The organism is Longimicrobium terrae, from assembly GCF_014202995.1.
In the GTDB taxonomy this organism is placed as follows: Bacteria; Gemmatimonadota; Gemmatimonadetes; order Longimicrobiales; family Longimicrobiaceae; genus Longimicrobium; species Longimicrobium terrae.
In genome coordinates, this window is the sequence record NZ_JACHIA010000020.1 from 42,203 (window position 1) to 61,790 (window position 19,588).

18 protein-coding genes are annotated in these 19,588 nt (G+C 71.4%); 4 read left to right on the forward strand and 14 right to left on the reverse strand.

From position 1 onward, the window contains the following. Positions 1-15: 15 nt before the first annotated feature. From HNQ61_RS22735 to HNQ61_RS22750, 4 genes are all read left to right on the forward strand, one after another. Positions 16-891: a 3-hydroxyacyl-CoA dehydrogenase family protein gene (locus tag HNQ61_RS22735; RefSeq protein WP_205762233.1), complete on the forward strand. Its 876-nt coding sequence runs from the start codon at positions 16-18 to the stop codon at positions 889-891. Continuing rightward, entirely contained in the window at positions 888-1,670 is a 783-nt protein-coding gene (locus HNQ61_RS22740; RefSeq protein WP_205762235.1) for an enoyl-CoA hydratase-related protein, read from the forward strand. Before HNQ61_RS22735 ends, HNQ61_RS22740 begins: the two co-directional genes overlap by 4 nt. Positions 1,671-1,672: 2 nt before the next feature. Next, positions 1,673-2,515 carry a hypothetical protein gene (locus HNQ61_RS22745; protein WP_170040043.1) on the forward strand — a complete coding sequence of 281 codons (843 nt, stop codon included), beginning with the start codon at positions 1,673-1,675 and terminating at the stop codon, positions 2,513-2,515. A 109-nt stretch (positions 2,516-2,624) separates the two neighbouring features. After that, complete coding sequence (locus HNQ61_RS22750) at positions 2,625-2,771, forward strand: hypothetical protein (RefSeq protein ID WP_170040053.1); 147 nt, start codon at positions 2,625-2,627, stop codon at positions 2,769-2,771. Positions 2,772-2,866: 95 nt separating this feature from the next. Here HNQ61_RS22750 and HNQ61_RS22755 read toward each other — a convergent pair whose 3' ends face one another. The 14 genes from HNQ61_RS22755 to alr form a co-directional block, all read right to left on the reverse strand. After that, on the reverse strand, positions 2,867-3,742 hold the full coding sequence (locus tag HNQ61_RS22755) for a 50S ribosomal protein L11 methyltransferase (RefSeq protein ID WP_170040055.1): 876 nt from the start codon (positions 3,740-3,742) through the stop codon (positions 2,867-2,869). Further along, positions 3,739-4,911 carry a molecular chaperone DnaJ gene (gene dnaJ, locus HNQ61_RS22760; protein WP_170040057.1) on the reverse strand — a complete coding sequence of 391 codons (1,173 nt, stop codon included), beginning with the start codon at positions 4,909-4,911 and terminating at the stop codon, positions 3,739-3,741. Before dnaJ ends, HNQ61_RS22755 begins: the two co-directional genes overlap by 4 nt. 142 nt (positions 4,912-5,053) lie before the next feature. After that, positions 5,054-6,103 carry a heat-inducible transcriptional repressor HrcA gene (gene hrcA, locus HNQ61_RS22765; protein WP_170040059.1) on the reverse strand — a complete coding sequence of 350 codons (1,050 nt, stop codon included), beginning with the start codon at positions 6,101-6,103 and terminating at the stop codon, positions 5,054-5,056. A gap of 226 nt (positions 6,104-6,329) precedes the next feature. Beyond that, the gene (hemW, locus tag HNQ61_RS22770) at positions 6,330-7,514 is read right to left on the reverse strand and encodes a radical SAM family heme chaperone HemW (RefSeq protein WP_170040069.1); all 1,185 of its coding nucleotides are present in this window, start codon (positions 7,512-7,514) and stop codon (positions 6,330-6,332) included. A gap of 148 nt (positions 7,515-7,662) precedes the next feature. Beyond that, entirely contained in the window at positions 7,663-8,106 is a 444-nt protein-coding gene (locus tag HNQ61_RS22775) for a hypothetical protein (RefSeq protein WP_170040071.1), read from the reverse strand. Positions 8,107-8,259: 153 nt separating this feature from the next. Then, positions 8,260-9,393 carry a DNA-processing protein DprA gene (dprA, locus tag HNQ61_RS22780; protein WP_170040073.1) on the reverse strand — a complete coding sequence of 378 codons (1,134 nt, stop codon included), beginning with the start codon at positions 9,391-9,393 and terminating at the stop codon, positions 8,260-8,262. A gap of 149 nt (positions 9,394-9,542) precedes the next feature. Next, complete coding sequence (gene obgE, locus HNQ61_RS22785; RefSeq protein ID WP_170040075.1) at positions 9,543-10,574, reverse strand: GTPase ObgE; 1,032 nt, start codon at positions 10,572-10,574, stop codon at positions 9,543-9,545. A 442-nt stretch (positions 10,575-11,016) separates the two neighbouring features. After that, on the reverse strand, positions 11,017-11,616 hold the full coding sequence (locus HNQ61_RS22790; RefSeq protein WP_170040077.1) for a carboxymuconolactone decarboxylase family protein: 600 nt from the start codon (positions 11,614-11,616) through the stop codon (positions 11,017-11,019). Continuing rightward, positions 11,609-12,619: an asparaginase gene (locus HNQ61_RS22795; protein WP_170040079.1), complete on the reverse strand. Its 1,011-nt coding sequence runs from the start codon at positions 12,617-12,619 to the stop codon at positions 11,609-11,611. The genes HNQ61_RS22790 and HNQ61_RS22795 overlap by 8 nt, the downstream gene beginning before the upstream one ends. A gap of 190 nt (positions 12,620-12,809) precedes the next feature. Further along, a complete protein-coding gene (locus HNQ61_RS22800) occupies positions 12,810-14,456 on the reverse strand; it encodes a S41 family peptidase (RefSeq protein WP_170040081.1) in 1,647 nt (548 codons plus the stop codon). Between the two features lie 290 nt (positions 14,457-14,746). Then, positions 14,747-15,889 carry a response regulator gene (locus HNQ61_RS22805; protein WP_170040083.1) on the reverse strand — a complete coding sequence of 381 codons (1,143 nt, stop codon included), beginning with the start codon at positions 15,887-15,889 and terminating at the stop codon, positions 14,747-14,749. Next, the gene (locus HNQ61_RS22810; protein ID WP_170040085.1) at positions 15,886-17,052 is read right to left on the reverse strand and encodes a hypothetical protein; all 1,167 of its coding nucleotides are present in this window, start codon (positions 17,050-17,052) and stop codon (positions 15,886-15,888) included. The genes HNQ61_RS22805 and HNQ61_RS22810 overlap by 4 nt, the downstream gene beginning before the upstream one ends. Continuing rightward, on the reverse strand, positions 17,049-18,308 hold the full coding sequence (locus tag HNQ61_RS22815) for a hypothetical protein (RefSeq protein WP_170040087.1): 1,260 nt from the start codon (positions 18,306-18,308) through the stop codon (positions 17,049-17,051). Before HNQ61_RS22815 ends, HNQ61_RS22810 begins: the two co-directional genes overlap by 4 nt. Positions 18,309-18,425: 117 nt before the next feature. Then, positions 18,426-19,586 (reverse strand): alanine racemase, encoded by a 1,161-nt coding sequence (gene alr / locus HNQ61_RS22820; protein ID WP_170040089.1) that lies wholly within the window; start codon positions 19,584-19,586, stop codon positions 18,426-18,428. Positions 19,587-19,588 lie beyond the last annotated feature (2 nt).

The window sequence follows — 19,588 nt, forward strand, 5'->3', positions numbered from 1 at the left end:
GTCGGAAGCCGACTCTTGCCTGAATCATCCATCCAGACCGTCCTCGTCCTGGGCGCGGGCACCATGGGCAACGGCATCGCCCAGGTGTGCGCGATGGCCGGCTATCACGTCACGCTGCACGACCCGCAGCCGGAAGCGGTCAAGCGCGCGCTCAGCACCATCCGCGGCAACCTGGACAAGGGCGTGGAGCGCGGAAAGGTGACCGCCGACGCGCGCGACACCGCCCTCGCCAACCTGCGCGACGTGGCGCACGTGGACGAGGCCGCGTCCGACGCCGATCTGGTGATCGAGGCGGTGCCGGAGCGGATGGAGATCAAGACGTCCATCTTCAGCCAGCTGGACCGCTCCGCCCCGCCGCACGCCATCCTGGCGACAAACACCTCGTCGCTCAGCGTAAGCCGCATCGCCGCGGCCACGGCGCGGCCGGACCGCGTGATCGGGCTGCACTTCTTCAATCCCGTCCACATCATGAAGCTGCTGGAGGTCGTGCGCGGGCGCGAAACCTCGGCGGAGACGGTGGATGCGGGGCTGGAGTTCGCGCGGCGCATCGGCAAGGAGCCCATCGTGGTGACGGACACGCCGGGGTTCGCCTCGTCGCGGCTGGGCGTGATCCTGGGACTGGAGGCGATGCGGATGGTGGAGCAGGGCGTGGCGTCGCCGCAGGACATCGACAAGGCGATGGAGCTGGGCTACAACCATCCCATGGGCCCGCTCAAGCTCACGGACCTCGTGGGCCTGGACGTGCGGCTGGGAATCGCCGACTACCTGCACGGCGAACTGGGCGGCGACCAGTACCGCGCGCCGGAGCTGCTGCGGTCGATGGTGGCGGAGGGCAAGCTGGGCAAGAAGAGCGGCCAGGGTTTCTACGACTGGACGCAGGAGGGCCGGTGAGCACGTACGAGACGCTGCTGGTGGATCGGGATGGCGCGGTCGCCATCCTCACCATCAACCGGCCGGAGAAGCGCAATGCGCTCAGCGGTCAGGTGCGCGCCGACCTGATCGCCGCGCTCGACGATCTGCGCGACGACGACTCCGTGCGCGTTCTGGTGATTACCGGCGCGGGCGACAAGGCCTTTGTCGCCGGCGCGGACATCGCCGAGTTCGCGGACCGCACGCCTCTCGAACAGCGCGCGGTGATGACCGGCCGCCGCGTGTTCGACGAAATCGCGGCGTATCCCAAGCCGGTGATCGCCATGATCAACGGCTTCTGCCTGGGCGGCGGGTGCGAGCTGGCGCTGGGATGCGATGTGCGCATCGCGGCGGATTCGGCGCGGTTCGGGCAGCCGGAAATCAACCTGGGGATCATTCCCGGCGGCGGCGGCACGCAGCGCCTGCCGCGCGTGGTGGGCATGGGCCAGGCGATGCGCCTCGTGCTGTCTGGCGAGCTGATCGATGCGGCGGAGGCGCTGCGCATCGGCCTCGCCGACGTCGTTCATCCCGCCGCCGACCTTCGCGAGCGGACGTTGGAGTTTGCGCGGGGGATGGCGGCCAAGTCGCCCGTGGCGCTGCGGATGGCCAAGTCCGCCGTGCGCGCCGCCGCGGAGATGCCGCTCGCCGCGGGCCTGCAGTACGAGACGGAGCTGTTCGTCACCTGCTTCGCCAGCGACGACAAGCGCGAAGGCGTCGCCGCGTTCCTGGAGAAGCGCGCCGCGGAGTTTACGGGGCGGTGATCATGGCGCTCTCCACTCTGATCCGGCGCCGCGGGAGCGCGCTCGTCCTTTCCGTCGTGCTGCTCTGCGGGTGCGGAGAGCAGCCGGCGCAGACGCCGGAGGGCTCGCCCGCGTGGATCGTGGAGCGCTTCTACGGCCGCGAGCCGTGGCCCGGACAGGCCCGCTACATCGGTGGTGAGCTCGCGCCGTACGCAAATCAACCCTCGCCAGGCAGCCAGCGTCCTGCGGATGCGCGCGTCACGATCCGCCCCATCCGCCAGGACACGCACGAGGCGGTGTTCGCGGTCACCCTGGGCGACGCCACCTCCGTTCAGGACGCATATCTGTTCCTGAACAACCAAGGCGACGGGTGGCAGCTGGTTGCGTACCGCATGCTGTGGCTGCCGCCGCTCTTTTATGAGATGGCCGATTCGCTCGCCGCCAGACCCGACCCTGACGAGCAGTCCCGGCGAACGCTCCGGGCAATGCGTCTGGCGACCGCGTCCGACTCCGTGCTCAGGGCGCACTTCCTCGCGAACCGGGCCGGCTTCAACGCGCTGGTGCAGCACACGATGGCGCTGGCGGACTCCTCCCCGGTCCAGGCGGATTCGTACGAGCAGGGTTCGCCGCCGCCACCCGCGGATCAACTGCGGGTTCGAGACGATCTCCGCGCGCTGGATCTGGACATGGCAACCCGCGACCGCAACGCGCCCGGCTGCCTGCTGTTCCACATCGGCGGGATGATGGACAACTCCGTGGGCTACCTGTACGCCCCTTCCGGCTGCCGCGTGCCGGCAATGACGCCGGGGCCCTTCATCTACGTGGAGCAGATCGCGCCCGGCTGGTACCTGTACAAGACGACCTGAACGCACGCGGCGAGCGTCGCGATCCGCCCCTCAACGACAAAACCCTTCCGGACACAAATCGTCTGGATTAGAATACTGCATTCCCAGTCCTCACTTCAAGGAGCCAGGAATGCGCAAGTCCAAACTGGACCTCACCCGGATCGACGTCGTGTCCTTCGAGACGGAGAGCTCGCACGACGTCTGCGGCGCGAATGTAATCACCGGAAACGTCTGCGTGACGCGGCCGACGATCTACGGCAGCTGCTGCACTCCGTGATCCATCGCCTCGCCCCGTCAACGGATCGAGGACGAAAAGAGGCGGGCCGCCCACATCGGGCGGCCCGCCTCTCTATCGTCAGACGAGAAAACGCGTCAGGCGACGGTGAGCAGCAGCGCGCTCCACCACTCTTCTTCCGCGTCGATCCGCTCCACGCGGAACCCGGCGGCGACCGCGTCGCGGATGACGTCCGGCGACTCCGTGCGCAGAATGCCGCTCACGATCAGCCGTCCATCCGCCGAACCGCCCAGCGCCGCGCGGAACGCCGGCAGCAGCGGGCGGATCACCCCGCTCAGGATGTTCGCCAGGATCAGGTCGAACTGCCCAAGCTCCTGGAGCAGGACCGGATCCGCCATCGCCTCGATGATGCGGATGGACTCGCCGCCGTTCATCTCCAGGTTCTCGCGCGCGTTGATGTTCGCGTCCGGATCGTACTCCACCGCGATCACCTCGCCCGCGCCCAGCCGCGCCGCCGCGATCGCCAGGATCGCGCTCCCCGAGCCGATGTCCACCACGCGGTCGCCGGGTCGCAGCGCATCATCCAGCAGCCGCAGGCACCCGCGCGTAGTGGCGTGCTCCCCCGTGCCGAATGCCATCTGCGGATCGATGTCGATCACGATCTGCCCGGGGCGCGCCTCCCACTCCGTCCACGTGGGCTTTACGACGAGCCGCTCCGTCACCTGCCGCGGCCCCAGCCCCTGCTTCCACTTGAGCGCCCAGTCCTCGTTCTCCTGCCAGCGCCACGATACCTCCGGTGCCGCGGAATCCGGAAGCTCGTCCGCCAGTTCCGCCCGCAGCGCGTCGGCAAAGGCGTCCGCATCCGCGGGAGGCACGACGTAGGCGACCACGCCGCCCTCCGCCTCCAGCACGGCACCGCCGCCGTGCGGCCCCAGCACGTCCGCCGCCAGCGGCAGCAGCTCGGGGTCCGCCACGCGGACCGTCACCACGAGCCAGCGATCAGGTCCCGTCACGCGGCGAACGCGTCCTTCACGCGATCCCAGAACTTCTTGCCCCCGCCGCGGCGGCTTCCGGGAACCGGGCCCTCCAGTTCCGACAACCTGCGGAACAGCTCCTCCTGCTCGGCCGACAGCTCCGTGGGCGTCCACACGTGAATGCGCACGTACTGGTCGCCGCGCCCGCCGCCGCCCAGGTGCGGCAGACCCTTGCCGCGCAGCGTCATCACTTCCCCGCTCTGCGTCCCGGCGGCAATGCGCAGCTTCTCATCCCCATAGACCGTGGGAACGTCCACTTCCCGCCCCAGCGCGGCCTGCGTAAAGCTCAGCGGCAGGTCAAAGATCAGGTCGCTGCCCTCGCGCTGGAACCGCGCGTCGTCCTCCACCTCGATCACCGCCAGCACGTCGCCGCGCGGGCCGTTGCGCGGGCCCACGTTGCCCTTGCCGCGCAGCGTCAGGTAGTTGTCGCTGCTCACACCGGCGGGGATCTCCACCTCCACCGTCGTTTCGCCGCGCTGGCGCCCGTCGCCGTGGCAGGTCTTGCACGGGTTCTTGATCGTCTTGCCCTCGCCGTGGCAGGTGGGGCAGACGGACGCGCTCATGAACTGGCCGAACACGCTGCGCTGCACCGTGCGCACCTGGCCGGCGCCCTGGCAGGTGCCGCAGGTCTGCACGCCACCCTCGTCGGGCGTGCCGTTGCCCTTGCAGGTGTCGCAGGGGTCCAGCGTGCGGATGCGGATGGTCTTCTTGACGCCCGTGGCGACTTCCGTGAGGGTGATGGGCACGCGCACCTGCAGATCCTTGCCCTTCTGCGCCCCACCCCCGCGGCCGCCGCGCCGCTGCCCGAACATGTCCTCGAAGCCGCCGAAGTCGCGCATGAAGATGTTGAGCGCGTCCTCGAACCCGAACCCGCCGCCGAAGCCGCCGGCCTGCCCGCCGCCGCCCGCCCCGCCGCGCTTGACACCCGCGTGGCCGAAACGGTCGTACAGAGAGCGCTTGTCGGAGTCGCGCAGCACCTCGTACGCCTCCGTGCACTCCTTGAACTTTTCTTCGGCCCCGGCGTCGCCCGCGTTGCGGTCGGGGTGGTACTGCATGGCCAGCTTGCGATACGCCTTCTTGATCGTTTCGCCGTCGGCCGTCTTTTCCACCCCGAGAACTTCGTAGTAGTCTCTTACCGTGGTGCTCATGACCGTTCCTGCCTGCAATCGGGAAGCGCGACACCGGTGTGCGGTGACGCGCGTGTTATCGATTCGAGTACTTCTGTTCCCGCCACCGGACGCCCATCCGCGCCCGGTCGTCCCGGCGCGCGGTGGATGAGCGTCCGCCGTCCTACATCAACAGATCCGACACCATGGACGACGTCGTCTCCACCAGGGCGATCACGCGTTCGTACGGCATGCGCGTGGGCCCGATGACGCCGATGACGCCCTTGAGGCCGGCCGCGTGGTACTCCGACGTCACCAGCGTGAACCCGCTCAGCGCCGGGTCCTGGTGCTCCACGCCGATGGTCACGCACAGCCCCTCGCCCGCCCCGCGGCCCACGACCGCGCTCTTGAGCAGGTCGCGGCGTTCCGTGAGGGTGATGAGGGAGCGCAGCCGCTCGCCGCTGTTGAACTCCGGCTGCTCCGCCAGCACCGACGCGCTTCCCAGGTGCAGGTCGTCCGTCTGCGCCGCGGGGGCGAACCACTCGTCGGCGGACTGCAGAAAGACGTTCAGCAGTTCGGCGCCCGGGCGGTCGGCGGGCACGGAGTCGCGCAGGCGGTCCGGGAGCGTCAGGCGAATCTCGCGCAGCGTGCTGCCCGCCAGCCGTTCGTTCAGCACCAGCGCCACGGCCGCCAGCGTGCTGGGCGGGATGGCGGCGGGAACGTCGACAAAGACCGTGCGTACGCCGGCCGCGCGCAGCGACATCACCAGCAGCACCTTGGCCTCGCTGATGGGGATCAGGTCCAGCCGCTCCAGCGTGGCTTCTTCCAGCCGCGGCGCCACCGCGATCCCCAGTTCCTGCGTCAGCAGCCCCAGCACCTGCGCGGCGCGGCGAAGCAGCCGCTCCACCGCGGCTCCGTCGCCGCCCTGCGACAGTTCATGGCGCAGCGAGGTGCGCTCCGCGGCGGAAAGCGGCGGCCGCTGCATCAGGCTGTCCACGTACAGCCGGTAGGCGATGTCGGTGGGGACGCGCCCGGCGGAGGTGTGCGGATGATACAGGTAGCCCTTGTCCTCGAGGTCGCTCATGGTGTTGCGCACCGTCGCCGCGGAAATGCCGAGATCGAACCGGCGAGCCACGCTTCGGCTGCCGGCCGGTTCGGCCGTTTCCACGTAGGTGCGGATCACCGCCTCGAGGATCTGGTGCTCGCGCTCGTTGAGAGGTTCTCCCGTATTCATCCGCGGCCTGAGCGCCCAAGAAGTACCTGCAAAAACCCGTTCAATCTGCCCCCGTGCGGCAGGGGCGTCAACCCGCGCCCCCGCTTGCACTTGCCGGGGATGCGCGCGTGGGATGCCGTGTTCCGTCCGCCCGCGCGGCGAAGCGGAGTGCAAATCGCGGTGCGCGGCGCGTCCGCCGTTCCGGCGCGGAGTGCGCCACGCGCGCCGGTGGGTCGACGGATTCCTGTCAAAGCTGCAGCGCCGGCGCGTCCGCTTCCGCCGCCGTCGCCATCCGCACGGCCAAGTCGTCCAGCAGCAGCCAGCCGCGCTCCGTCAGCCGCACGCGGCCGTCGCGCTCCGCCGCCAGCCCGCCGCCGATCCACTGGTCCGCCAGGCGTCGCGCCGCGGGCCCGGCCTCGTCCATCGGCCAGCCGGCGTCCGTGCGCAGCCGCAGCCACGCGCGCTCCAGTCCGGCCGTCTCCTCGTCCACCGTCTCCGTATCCTCTGTCGGAGACCGGCCGGCAAGGAGGCGGTCGCGATACTCATCCCACGAGCGGACGTTCCACCGGCGCAGAGGCGGCTGGTAGCCGTGCGCGCCGGGGCCGAGCGCCGCGTACGGCTCGCCCGTCCAGTACACGAAGTTGTGGCGCGACCGGCGTCCTGGCAGCCCGAAGTTGCTCACCTCGTAGTGCTCGAACCCCGCGCCGGTCAGCGTGTCGTGCGCCAGCAGGTACTCGTCGGCGTAGCGGTCGTCGTCCGCCAGCGTCTCGCGCCCCTCGCCCACCCAGCGGCCCAGCGGCGCGGCGGCCTCCGCCGTCAGCCCGTACAGCGACACGTGCTCCGGCTCCAGCAGCAGCGCGCGCACCAGATCGTCGCCCCAGTCGCGCCCCAGCCGCGCGGGCACACCAAAGATCAGGTCCACGCTCACGTTGTCGAACCCCGCCCCGCGCGCCGCGCCGAACGCGCGCTCCGGACCGTCCGGCCCGTGCAGGCGCCCCATCCACTTGAGCGTCGGCTCGTGAAAGGTCTGCGCCCCCAGCGAGATGCGGTTCACTCCCGATTGCCGCCACCCGCGCGCCACATCCGCCGTGAAGCTTTCGGGATTGGCCTCGCACGTCCACTCCGCGTCCTCGTCCCACAGTGCCCAGGGAGCGATGCGGTCGCGCAGCGCGGCCATGGCGTCCGGCCCCAGCAGCGACGGCGTGCCCCCGCCCACGTAAACCGTGTCCAGCCGCAGCGGCGCGTCCCACCCGTTCTCCTCCGCCAGCATCCGCAGTTCCGTGCTCACCGCGTCCAGCCACTCCGCCGTGGGTGCCTCGCGCGTGGCCTGCACCGCGAAGTCGCAGTACGAGCAGCGCCGCGTGCAGAACGGAACGTGGATGTACAGCGACCGCGGGCGGCCGGTGGAGCGAATGGACTGCGGATCAGACACGGCACGAACGTCAGGGACGGGATTTGTGGATGCCCTCACGACCCCGGAAGCGACCATCCGTTCCCATCCCACGCGTACGACTCCAGCCACGCCCGCCGTGCGGCCCGAGCGGACTCCCGCGCCTGGCGACGGTAGCCACGGATTTGGCTCAGGCTGGTCCGCCGACGGAATCCGATTCCCCGGGATCAAACCTCCGCGGCCAGATCATGTGCGGGTCGAGCGTGTATGTCGGCCCGAAGCGCACGAAGTTGAGCGCCGCCGGCCGCGCCTCCGTGCCGAACCGGACGGTGATGGACCGCAACCATTCAATGCGCGCATGCTCCCGGGCCAGGTAACTCGACACCCGGTTCGCGATGTCGGCCTGCTGCGCCTTCGTGCGGGCGAGCGGATGGTTCAGAAAGGTGATTTTCAGTTCATAGCCGTTCAGCTCCGCATGGGCCTCCCCACCCGGAAACCGCTGCATCAGGCCGGCTTCAAGCCGATCCATCTCCCGCCCCGCCTCACGACCGGCGAACAGCGGCAACACCGTAAGCAAGGCGAGCAGCGGCACCAGCACCCGCATGACCGACGTGAGCTTTGCTGAAAGGCGCACGGAGCTCCCGGGAATCGAGGTGAGGCGAGATGGACGCGATCAGCGGGTCCGGAACGAGCGATCCCGCGGCCGGAAGCGACACGCGCGACGGAACGATGGCCCGGGACGAGGCGGCGGACCGGCATCACCCCCGGCGGCGGCGCCGAACCGGGTTCATCGCAGGCGGAACTGCTTGCCGGGAAGCGACTCCGCCAAGTCCCGCAGTTCCAGCGCGAGCAGCGCGGAGAGCGTCCCTGGCGTGCCGAGCCCGGCGGCGATCGCCACCTCATCCACGTGGCGCGCCTCGGGCGCCAGCGCGGCAAACACGCGGGCCTCGTCCGGCGGCAGATCCGGCGGCGGGGCGACGGCGGCGGGCGGAGCGGACGGTATCGGCTCGGCGGGCTCCGGCGCGTTCCCCACCCCGTGCAGTTCCTCCAGGATGTCGCGGGCGCTGGTGACGAGCCGGGCGCCCTCCTTGAGCAGCTGGTTCGTCCCCGCGCTCGCGGCCGAGCCGATGGGCCCCGGCACGGCGAACACGTCGCGCCCCAGTTCCAGCGCGAACTCCACCGTGTGCCGCGCGCCGCTCCTTTCGCCCATCTCCACCACCAGCACGCCCGCGGACAGCGCCGCGATCAGCCGGTTGCGGCGGGGAAAGTTGCCGGCCAGCGGCTCCTCGCCCGGCGCCAGTTCGGTAATCAGCAGGCCGTGCCTGATGACGCGCGAGAACAGGGCGCGGTTTTCCGGCGGATACACGCGATCGATGCCGTGCCCCAGCACGCCCACCGTGGGCCCGCCCGCCTGAAGCGCCGCCGCGTGCGCCACCGCGTCGATGCCGCGCGCCATTCCGCTCACGATCGCATACCCCGCCCGCGCCAGGTCGAACGCGAGCCGGTGCGCCGCCCCGCACCCGTACTCCGTGGGTGCGCGCGTGCCCACGACCCCCACGGCGGGAAGCCCCAGCTGCTCCAGCCGCCCCGCGGCGTAGAGGACGAACGGCGGGTCCGGCAGGCGGCGGAACGCGTCTGGATAAAGGCGGTCGTGCGGGGTGAGCGCCACGGCGCCCATGTCCGCCAGCGCGCGCAGGGCCTCACGGGCGCGCGCCCGGCCCGCGGGGGTGGCCGCCGTCGCCACGCGCCGCGCGAACTCCGGCCCGATCCCCGGCACGCCGCCCAGCTCCCGCGTGGACGCGCCCAGCACCCGCGCCACCGAGCCGAAGCGCGCCAGCAGCGCGGCCACGCGGCTGGGCCCGATGCCGGGGACGATGGCGAGGCGCAGATGTTCTTCCAGCGCGGCGGAATCCAGGGCCATGGGCAGGGTGGGAACGCGGAACGGCCGGCGGCCGGGTGCGCCCGGCGCGGATCATCACCGCGCCAAAGCTAACACTCCGGCCAGCCGGCCGCGAGACATTCACACCCCTCTCGGGACAACAAATACCACCTGTGTCCCTGTCGGAGCGGTCAGGGGCGCCAGGGCTCCGGGTCGCCTTCGTCCAGCTGCCGCTCGGCTTCCGCCACCTGTGCGGCACGCGTCCACAGCGCCTCCAGCAGCGGATCCAGCCCGCGCTGCGCCACGGAGGAGATCACGAACTGCCCCCACGCGTCCGGCGCGTTCACCCGGGGCTCCGGCCAGTCGGGCGGCAGCAGGTCCGCCTTGGTGAAGATGACGCAGTGGTGCTTGGTCCCCAGCTCTTCCGAGTACTCCTGCAGTTCCCGCCGCAGACGGTCATACTCTTCCTGCGGCTCCAGCGCGTCGCCGGGAATCATGATGGCCAGCGTGCGCGTCCGCTCGATGTGGCGCAGGAACTGGTGTCCCAGCCCCTTGCCCTCGTGCGCGCCCTCGATGATGCCGGGAATGTCGGCCATCACGAACGAGCGGTTCCCCGACAGCTGCACCACGCCCAGGTTGGGCGTCAGCGTCGTGAAGGGATAGTCCGCCACCTTGGGCGTCGCGGCCGAGACGGAGGCCAGCAGCGTGCTCTTTCCCGCGTTGGGCTCGCCGACAAGCCCAACGTCGGCGATCAGCTTCAGCTCCAGCGCCAGGCGGCGCTCTTCGCCGGGCTCGCCCGGGTCCGCGCGGCGCGGGGCCTGGTTGGTGGCCGTGGCGAAGCGCGCGTTCCCCCACCCGCCTTTTCCGCCACGCGCGACGATCATTTCCTCGCCGTCGTTGAGCAGGTCGCCCAGGATCTCGCCCGTTTCCAGGTCGCGGATCACCGTGCCGGGCGGAACGCGCAGGTACAGGTGGTCGCCGCTGCGCCCGGTGCAGTTTACGGCGGTTCCCTTCTGCCCCGGCTCCGCCTTGTAGTTCTGGCGATAGCGGTAGTCCAGCAGCGTGTTCAGCTGCTTGTCGGCGCGCAGCACCACGTCGGCGCCGCGGCCACCGTCGCCGCCGTCGGGTCCGCCGCGCGGAGTCATCGATTCGCGCCGCATGGACGAGGCGCCACCGCCCCCGTCGCCGGCCTTTACATTGATTTCAGCGTAATCCAGAAACACCGGCTGGCCTCACATCCTGATACGTGTGTCTCGCGCGGGGAGCGGCTGCTCCGGGGCGCGTTTGATAAGCGTTATCGATCCATCAAGATAGCGGATGCAGGGATCGTGCGGGGGACCGCTGCGGAGCCGGCCGGGGCAACGGTACTGCTGTTGCCCCATCCGTCTCCTCCGCGGGGGCGGCGAGCCTCCTCGGCGCGTCACGCCCCTGCCCGATCCCGCCACATCCGTGCACCGCGCCTGCGGGGTCTCCCCGCCCGCTCCGGGAGCCTCGCGCCCCGGCTCCCGCGCGGACGATCAGCTTCCGCCGCGCGAGTCTCCCTCCGCCCCGTCCTCAGGGGAACTCACCCCGGATGCAGATTTCGTCGCGGGTCACGCACCTCTTCACGCCATCACAGCGCCGTCGGAAGCTGCGCCCCCGCGTGCCCCGACGCGCACTCTCCCGCTACCGCGCCCGGTCGCGGATCCCGGCCCAGAGTGCGCGGACCTCGTCCGCACGCCCGGCGGACATCTCCGCGCAGGCGATCTCCACCGCCTCGTCCACCTCGGCCACGGAAGCCCCGGCGTTCAGCGAGCCGCGCAGGTGCGAGTGCAGCTGCCGCGGCGCGTTCCACACCGCCAGCAGCGCGGCGATGCACAGTTCGCGGGTGCGCAGGTCCAGCCCTGGCCGGCCGAGCACGCGGCCGTATCCGCCGTTCACCATCCACCCGTCAAACTCCGGGTGCAGACCGCGCACGTTCTCGCGCAGCTTCTGGTAGTTCCCGCCGTACACGGTCTCGCACACCTGCTCGCCGCGCGCCTCCCAGACCCGAGGATCTTCCCCGAGCGCCGCCGGCGCCTGGGAGCCGGACACCTCGCGCCAGACAGCGAGCGCGTTCAGCGCGTCGGGAAAGCCCACGAACAGGTGCGACTGCAGCAGCACCTCGTCCACATGGTTCCCCTCCGCCACGCCATGCGCGCTCTCCAGCGCCGCGCGAACCCGGGCGGCATCGCGCGTGGCCAGCGCCGCGGCTACGCGCAGCAGCGCGCGGCGGGCCTCAGGCATCCGCCGCGCGCAGGTGGATGGACGGGCGGACCTCGCCCGTCACCTCGCCGCGCGTGTTGCTGATTTCGCGGAACACGTGGCGGTGCAGCGCGCCGAAGTCGTCTTCGCTGATCAGGTCCATCTCCCGCAGCACGCCCGCGATCGCCGGCGCCACGGCGCGCGTGGAGCCGTCCTCCACCTTGATGGCGATCCCCAGCTCCGCCCCCGGGCTGCCGACGCAGTACACGCCCTCCGCGCCCACCTTGGCAAACAGGCGCCCCTCCGTCACCCGCGAGATCGCGGTGCAGATGCGCCCCTCGCCCGCCACCATGTCCGGGTGCGCGCCCATCGCGTCGACGACGGTCGCCGGCCCGCGCTCCCCCGCGCGCGCCGCGGACGCCAGCGAGGCATACGCCTGCGCCATCTGCCGCAGCGGCAGCGCGTAGCACACGACGCCGCATCCGTCCACGCCCAGCCCGATCGCCTCGGAAGGCATCCGCACCCATCTGGCGATTTCTGTCAGCAGGCGCGCCTGCACGGGGTGCTCCACGCGGTGGTAGCCGTCCGTTTCCCACCCGCGCGCCCGGGCGACCGCCATCATTCCCGCGTGCTTGCCGGAGCAGTTGTTGTGCAGCCGCCCCGGCTCCATTCCGTCCTCTTCCAGCGTGCGCCGCGTCTCGGAATCGAACGGGTCGTGGGGACCGCAGGCCAGCGCGTCGGCGGTGAGCCCCAGCTTTTCCAGCAGGCCCTCCACCGTCTTTACGTGTGCCGCCGTGCCCGAGTGCGACCCGCAGATCACCGCCAGCTCCCGCGGCGTGATGCCGAAGCGGTCGAACGCGCCGTCCTCCACCACGGGAAGCGCCTGCAGCGGCTTGGCCGCGCTACGCCAGAACGTCACCATGTCGGGGTCGCCGGACGAGGCGCGCAGCGCGCCCTCGGCGTCCACCACGGCCACGTGCACACGATGGCGGCTTTCCAGCACCGCCCCGCGCGTCACCTCCACCACGCTTTCCAGGTCAGACATCGGCAGACGGGTTTCCGTCGGTTGGGGGTCACGCGGCCGCGCCGTACGACGCGCCGCCTGTGAAATCGAGCGTGTTCCCGGCCGCGCCGGGGGGAAAACAAGCGGAGGAAGGACGCGCGTGCGCCCCTCCTCCACTGCGGTTTCGCCCGCCGCGCGGGCGAACGCTGCGGTCGCGGCCGCCCGGCCCGGGTTACCGGCCGCGGGCGGCGGTCACGGGCTGGGCCTGCTGCACGGCCCGCAGCAGCGCGGCCTGGTTGGGCGCCGCGCGCAGGAGGCGAATGGCCTCCTGCAGCACCCGGTCCGTGGCGTCGTCGCGCACCGCGGCCACCGACGGGCCGAACTTGCTGCGCGCGATCTCGCCCGTAAGCTGCGCGTCGGTAAAGCGCTGGGCGCCCTGGAACGTTTCCCAGGTCATCGTCACCCCGGCCGCCTGCAGCCGGTCGTAGAACGCGCGCCGCATCTCCGGCGTCACCGCGAAGTCCTGCCGCAGTTCCGGGTGCGCCCGCTCGTACGCCACCGAGTAGCCGAACAGCGCGTCCTGGTACTTGGCCGCGTTGCGCGACGCGATGCGGATGAACTCCTTTTCCGCCGCGTTCGCGGTGTCCTGCCGCACCACCATGTCCGGCACGATGCCGCCGCCGCCGTACACGGTGCGGCCGCTGTCCGTGCGGTACGGCACGCGGCGCGTGCTGTCGGTGGTCACCGGGTTGCCATCCGCGCCCACCGCGGCGCTGTCCGTATCCGCGGCTTCGTCATCCTCCGCCTGCGCGGAGTGGTCGCGCTGAATGCTGCGCCCGGCCGGGGTGTACCACTTGGCCGTCGTCATCTTCAGGAAGTTGCCGCCCGAGAGCGGAAACAGCGACTGCACCGAGCCCTTGCCATACGAGGTGGTGCCCAGCACCACTGCGCGGTCGTGGTCCTGCAGCGCGCCGGCCACGATCTCCGCGGCGCTGGCGCTGTACGCGTCCACCAGCACCGCCACCGTCAGCCCGTCATACGACTCTTCCGTGCGGGCGCGGAACGTCTCGCTTTCGCGCGGGTCGCGGGCGCGGGTTTCCACCACCGGCTGGTTGGGCTTCAGGAACAGGTCGGCCACGCCGATGCCCTGGTCCAGCAGCCCGCCCGGGTTGCCGCGCAGGTCCAGCACCAGCGAGCGCATTCCCTCGCCGCGCAGCTTCTCGATCGCGCCGCGCAGTTCCTCGGTGCTCGTTTCGCTGAACATCACCAGGCTGGCGTAGCCGATGCCCGGCGACAGCATGTACGCGTACGGAACGGAGCGCACGTGAATCTGCTCGCGCGTCAGCGTAAAGCTGATGGGCTGGTCCACCCCCACCCGCTGCATGCGGATGGTGACTGGGGTCCCGCGCGGACCGCGCAGTTCCTTTACGGCCTGGTCGTCCGTCCACCCCTGGGCGCTCTTGCCGCCGATCTCCACGAACCGGTCGCCCACGCGCACTCCGGCGCGCTCCGCCGGCGTCTCCGGCAGCACGCCCACGGCCGTCACCCAGCCGTCGCGGGAGGAGATCTGAATGCCCAGGCCGCCGTACTCGCCGCTGGTCTGCAGGTGCAGCTGCGCGTACTCGTCCGCGGACATGAACGTCGTGTGCGGATCGCCCAGCTCCTGCAGCAGCCCCTTGATGGCCTTGTCGTACAGGTCCGCCGAGGACTGCGGCTCCACGTAGCGGTTTTCGACGTAGTTCATCACCTCGTCAAAGAGCCGCGCCTGGGCAAACACCGACTGGTCGCTCTGCACGCCGTGCTGCAGCAGCCAGCCGCCCGAAACCAGGGCGACGCCTGCCACCAGCGCGGGTGCGACGACGGTACGCTTCAGCTTCATCAAACCCCCGAGTCCTGCCTGAGGTCAAAATCCCTTGCGGGAGGGCGCGCACCGGAATCCGGCCGCGCATGGCTGACACCTGATAACCTGCCCCGCGGGAAAGGTTTCGGTCCGCGGGCACGCATGTTCCCGGCCAGAGGGGAAGTGCGTGAGTGCTGGGTGCGTGGAGTGCGTGAGTGCGAGCGATGGCGCGGGACCGTGCCGCAGTGCGTCAGGCGGATCCCGCCGAAGCGGGCCGATGCCGTCCGCCACACCGATGCCCCGCACTCACGCACTAACGCACCCCGCACTCACGCACTTTCTTTCGCTCGTTCCGGCAGCACGAAGTGGAACCTCGCGCCCGCGCCGGGGCGGCTCTGCACCCAGATGCGGCCGCCGTGCGCTTCCACCGCCAGCTTGCAGAAGGTGAGCCCCAGCCCCGATCCCGCCACGGAGGACGGCGCGGCGGAATCGGCCTCCGCCGCCTGCCCGTACTTGCGAAAGATCAGTTCCTGGTCCGTTTCGGCGATGCCGGGGCCGCTGTCCGCCACCGTCACCTGCACGCCTTCCGGGTCCTGGGAGCGGACGGCGGAGATGCGCACCTGCACCCCCGGGCCGCCGTGCCTCAGCGCGTTGCCCACCAGGTTGGCCACCACGCGGCGGACCATTCCCTCGTCCGCGCGCATCGCCACGCCGGCAGGCGCGTCCACGGTGATGCGGGCGCGGTCGCGCTCGGCGCGCACCTGCCATCCCGCCGCCACCTCGCGCAGCAGCCGCGCCGCGTCCACATGGCGCACCTGCGGCAGCACGCCGGGATCGTCCAGCCGCGCCACGTCCAGCAGGTTGTCCACCAGCCGCAGCAGGTCCGTGCCCTGGTCGCGCGCGTCGTCCAGCAGGCGGCGCTGGGGCTCGGTCAGCGGGCCGGCATCGCCGTCCACCACCATCTCCAGCCCCGCCATGATCCCGGTGAGCGGCCCCTTGAGGTCGTGCACCACCATGCGGGCCAGGTCGTCCTTGAGCGCCTCCACCTGGCGCAGGCGGCGGTAGGATTCCGCAAGCTCGTCCTGCGCCGCCTTCAGCCGCAGGAGCGCGCGGATGCGCGCCACCAGCACGGGGCGGCTGAACGGCTTGGTGAGGAAGTCGTCGCCCCCCGCGTCGATCCCGCGGACGCGGTCGTCCGCGGCGGAGAGAGCGGTGATAAACACGACGGGGATGCCGGCCGTCTCGGGGTCCGCCTTGAGCGCGCGGCACACCTCGAAGCCGTTCATCCCCGGCATCATCACGTCCAGCAGAACCAGGTCCGGCCGCCGTTCGCGGACGGCGGCCAGCGCCGCCGTCCCGCTTCCGGCGCCCAGCGTGCGGTAGTCCAGCGCTTCCAGCAGGTCGCGCAGGACTTCCACGTTCGCCGGTTCGTCGTCGACGACCAGCAGCAGCGGCGCGGCCGCCGTGCTCACCGACCCAGCAGCGACAGCGAAAAGGCCACGCGCCAGAACGACTCGTCCAGCCCGATCGAGTCTCCCCCGCGCATTCCCCGCTCGCCCGACACGTTCACCGTCGCCGCACCGCCGCCAATCACCACGCCCATCCCCGCGGTGATCGCGCGCTCGTCGGCGAACTCGCCGCTGGTGTAGCGGAAGGGAAGCTGCGTCCAGCGCCCGCCCAGCCGCAGCGGAAGCGGCCGGTTCAGAAAGCGCAGCCCGCTGAACTCGATGCCGCCGCCCGCCTGCACCACGTCGCGCGTCTGGTCCGCCGTGGCGAAGTCGTCGCCCGCCGCGGACCATCCGGACCAGCGCACCGAAGCCGCCAGACGCGTGGTCTGCGAGATCTGCGCGCTGCCGCCGCCGTCAAAGGTGAGCGGAAGCGCGTAGCCGCGCTGCGAAACCACCGAGTCCTTGGGCTCCGCCGTCAGGTCGCCCCCGCCGGTGACCGCGGCGGAAAGGGTGAACGCCGGGGCGTTGTAGCGCGCCCCCGCCGTGAACCCGATCCCCTGCCACTCGTAGTCCGTCCCGGTCGCGCTGGGAAACAGCACCCCCACCGCGTCGGGAAAGTTGCGCGTCACGCTGTCGCGCACCGCGCCGGTGTACAGGTCCACGCCCACGCCCACGTCCAGCCGCGGCCGCACGTGGTACGCCAGCCCCGCGCGAAAGCGCGAAAGGGCGCCGCGGGACAGGTACGTGTCCTCGGCGAAGCGGTTGGCGCCGGCCAGAAACACGCTGTCGCTGCGGGTGGCGGCCCAGTTCTGGTCCAGCACCGCGCCGTACCCCACCGTCACCACCGCCCGCGATCCGGCGGGAAAGGCGGCCTGGATGGAGGGAAAGCGCGTGGTGTTGAAGTCCAGGCTTTCCGCCTCACCCTCGGTGGACGCGTTCAGCACGTCCGTCTGCAGGGTGATGGAAAGGCCGGCGGCCGGCATTCCGGCGGCCTCGGCCACGTTGATCATCGACAGCGCCGGGTCCGGCAGCCCCAGCCCCGTGTACCCCAGGGCGCGGGCGCGGGCGTCGATGGGGTCCATCAGGTATCCCAGCCCGGCGGAAGAAAGCAGCGACTGCGCACTCGCGGGCGCGGCGGAAAGCGCGGCGGCCAGCACGGCCGCGCCCCCCCGGAAAAAGCGGCTCATGGAAGCACTCGGCGGGCAGGAAGCGTGTACACGACGCGCAGCATCGGGTCGGCCCGGAAGAAGCCCACCCCGAAGGTGGCGGGCGAGTTTCCGGCGCCCTCGGCCACCAGCGCAAAGGTGATGGGCAGATCGGGGTTGCGCGAACTGGCGAAGGTGAGGGTGGTGAACGACACCACGGCCAGCGAATCGCCGCCGCGGAAGCGCTCCGCCCCCTGCTCACTCACCACCGCGCCCAGCGGCGCGAAGCGGCCCAGTTCCGGCTCGCTCACGCGGCGCATGGAATACGTCACGAAGCCCAGCGGGGCGAATCCGTTGGGCACGGAAACGGGGCGCAGCAGCAGCGCCACGCTGTTCAGCTCCACCTGCGACAGCGGCACCGTTCCGCAGCTTCCTGAGGCGCACGCGGGCACCTGCTGGCGCGGGTTCAGCTCCACCAGCGTGCGGGCAGACGCGATGCCGCCGATGGCGATGGTGCCCTGCGGCGCGGCGGGCTGCCCGGGGGTAAAGATCCCCGCCTTGGGCGCGGAATTCACCGTGGTGACGATGGTGGTGTCGGCGTTGGCCGCGCTGTCCGGCTTCACCGAGGCGCGCAGCAGCAGGCTGATGAGGCGCACGCGCACCCCCGCCTCCTGCGCGGTGATGATGACGCCCGGCGACAGCGAATCGGACAGTGCCCTCACCGCGTCGGGCGACAGCGTAAAGACGAGCGAGTCGGCGCCGCCCGGCGTGCGGACGGCCTGCGCCAGCAGCGTTCCGCGCGTGCCGCCGGCCTGCGTCCACGGCGTGCGCACGCCCGACGTGTCGGCCGCGTTCTCCCACGTGGTGGAGCCCGGGTCCCACGACTGCGTGGCCGCGTACACCGACAGCGTCAGCCGGCCGGTGGTGGAGGCCAGCGTGTCGATGCGCGCCACCAGGCTGCTGGGGCGGTAGCTGAACGTGGTGTCGGTCCGCGTTCCCCCCGCGGCGCGGTACGTCACGTTGGTGGGAAAGCCGCGGAAGCGGGTCAGGGCGTGCGCGTACAGCCCCTCGTAGTTTTCGGCCACTTCCACGAACGGCGCGTCCGACGCGTCGGTGTAGCCATCATACGAGCCCAGCACCCGCAGGAACTGCGAGGCCGGAATGAGCACCTCGCGCGTCACCGGCGTGGTGCCCGGAGGGAACTGGTCGTCGCCCGAAAGCGTGGGCGTGTCGTCGGAACAGGCCGCCGCCGCGGCGAACGCGGCGAACAGGCCGGACAGCAGAATACGGCGTTGCATCCGTCTCAGGGGGTCATGCGTTTGGGCGCGGAGGCCCTCAAAAGCGCGGCGGCCGCGGGCCGATGAAGCCGGCCCAGGCCGCCGACGCGCCGTTCCAGAATGCGTGTGCTACGCGAATCAGGGGTTTCGCGTTCCGTCCGGGGGCAGGTACACCCGGGGAAGCCGGGTCCCCAGCCCCGTCAGGACTTCGTAGGCGATGGTCCCCACCCGGGAGGCCACCTCGTCCACCTTGATCGTCTCGCCGCCGTCCCGGCCGATCAGCGTGGCCACCTCGCCCGCCTCCACCGCTTCCGGCAGGTCGGTGAGGTCCACCACCGTCACGTCCATGGAGATGCGGCCGATCATGGGCACCCGGCGGCCCCGCACCAGCGCCTCGCCGCCCGCGGGCGACAGTCCCCGCGGCAGCCCGTCGCCGTAGCCGATGGCCAGCGTGCCCCACCGCTCGCGGCGGCGCGCCGTGTAGGTGGCGCCGTATCCGCACGTCGTCCCCGGCTCCACCTCGCGCACCAGCGCGATCCGCGCCCGCAGCGAGGCGACCGCCTCCGGCACCGCACCGGGACCCGCGGATCCGCCGTACAGAAAGATCCCCGGGCGTACGACGTCGCCGCCAAAACCGGCCCGCCGCACCGCCGCCGCGCTGTTGGCGCTGTGGACCACCCGCCGCGCGGGGCCGGGGGGAAGCTCGCCGAGCGCGCGCAGAAACAGGCGCTGCTGCTCGTCCGTAGGCTCCGGCGCGGGCTCGTCCGCGGAGTGGAAGTGCGTGAAACACCCCTCCCACTCCAAAAGGTCCGCCGCCGCGCGGGCCACCCGGGGGCCCCACTCGGCGGCGTCCGCCGCGGCAAAGCCGGCGCGGCCCATCCCCGTATCGATCTCCGTGTGGAACGCCAGCAGCCGTCCCGCGCCGCGCGCCGCGTCCGCCCAGCGCTGCACCGCGCCGAGGTCCGAAAGGGCCAGGGTAAGCCCGGCGCGCGCGGCGCGATCGAACTCGCCCGGAGGCGCGGGGCTGAAGACGACGACGCGGCCCTCCCATCCCAGGCGGCGCAGTTCCTCGCCTTCCGCGACGGCGGCGACGCCGATGGCCCACAGTTCGTCGGAGGACGTCTCGCGGCGCACCATCTCCAGGACGGGGCCCATCCCCAGCCCGTAGGCGTTGGCCTTGAGCATGGGCACCAGCGCCGAAGCTCCGGCCGCGTCGCGGACGCGCCGGAGGTTTCGGCGCAGGGCGCCTTCGTCCACCTCTACCCAGGCCCGGGAAACCCCGGTTGACGGATCAGACACAA

What these genes read in the sequence shown, in the direction of transcription:
- HNQ61_RS22810 (WP_170040085.1), bottom strand. Translation starts at nt 17,052, where the DNA reads ATGAGCCGCTTTTTCCGGGGGGGCGCGGCCGTGCTGGCCGCCGCGCTT.
- HNQ61_RS22795 (WP_170040079.1), bottom strand. Translation starts at nt 12,619, where the DNA reads ATGTCTGACCTGGAAAGCGTGGTGGAGGTGACGCGCGGGGCGGTGCTG.
- HNQ61_RS22800 (WP_170040081.1), bottom strand. Translation starts at nt 14,456, where the DNA reads ATGAAGCTGAAGCGTACCGTCGTCGCACCCGCGCTGGTGGCAGGCGTC.
- dnaJ (WP_170040057.1), bottom strand. Translation starts at nt 4,911, where the DNA reads ATGAGCACCACGGTAAGAGACTACTACGAAGTTCTCGGGGTGGAAAAG.
- hrcA (WP_170040059.1), bottom strand. Translation starts at nt 6,103, where the DNA reads ATGAATACGGGAGAACCTCTCAACGAGCGCGAGCACCAGATCCTCGAG.
- HNQ61_RS22790 (WP_170040077.1), bottom strand. Translation starts at nt 11,616, where the DNA reads ATGCCTGAGGCCCGCCGCGCGCTGCTGCGCGTAGCCGCGGCGCTGGCC.
- dprA (WP_170040073.1), bottom strand. Translation starts at nt 9,393, where the DNA reads ATGGCCCTGGATTCCGCCGCGCTGGAAGAACATCTGCGCCTCGCCATC.
- HNQ61_RS22745 (WP_170040043.1), top strand. Translation starts at nt 1,673, where the DNA reads ATGGCGCTCTCCACTCTGATCCGGCGCCGCGGGAGCGCGCTCGTCCTT.
- HNQ61_RS22815 (WP_170040087.1), bottom strand. Translation starts at nt 18,308, where the DNA reads ATGCAACGCCGTATTCTGCTGTCCGGCCTGTTCGCCGCGTTCGCCGCG.
- HNQ61_RS22750 (WP_170040053.1), top strand. Translation starts at nt 2,625, where the DNA reads ATGCGCAAGTCCAAACTGGACCTCACCCGGATCGACGTCGTGTCCTTC.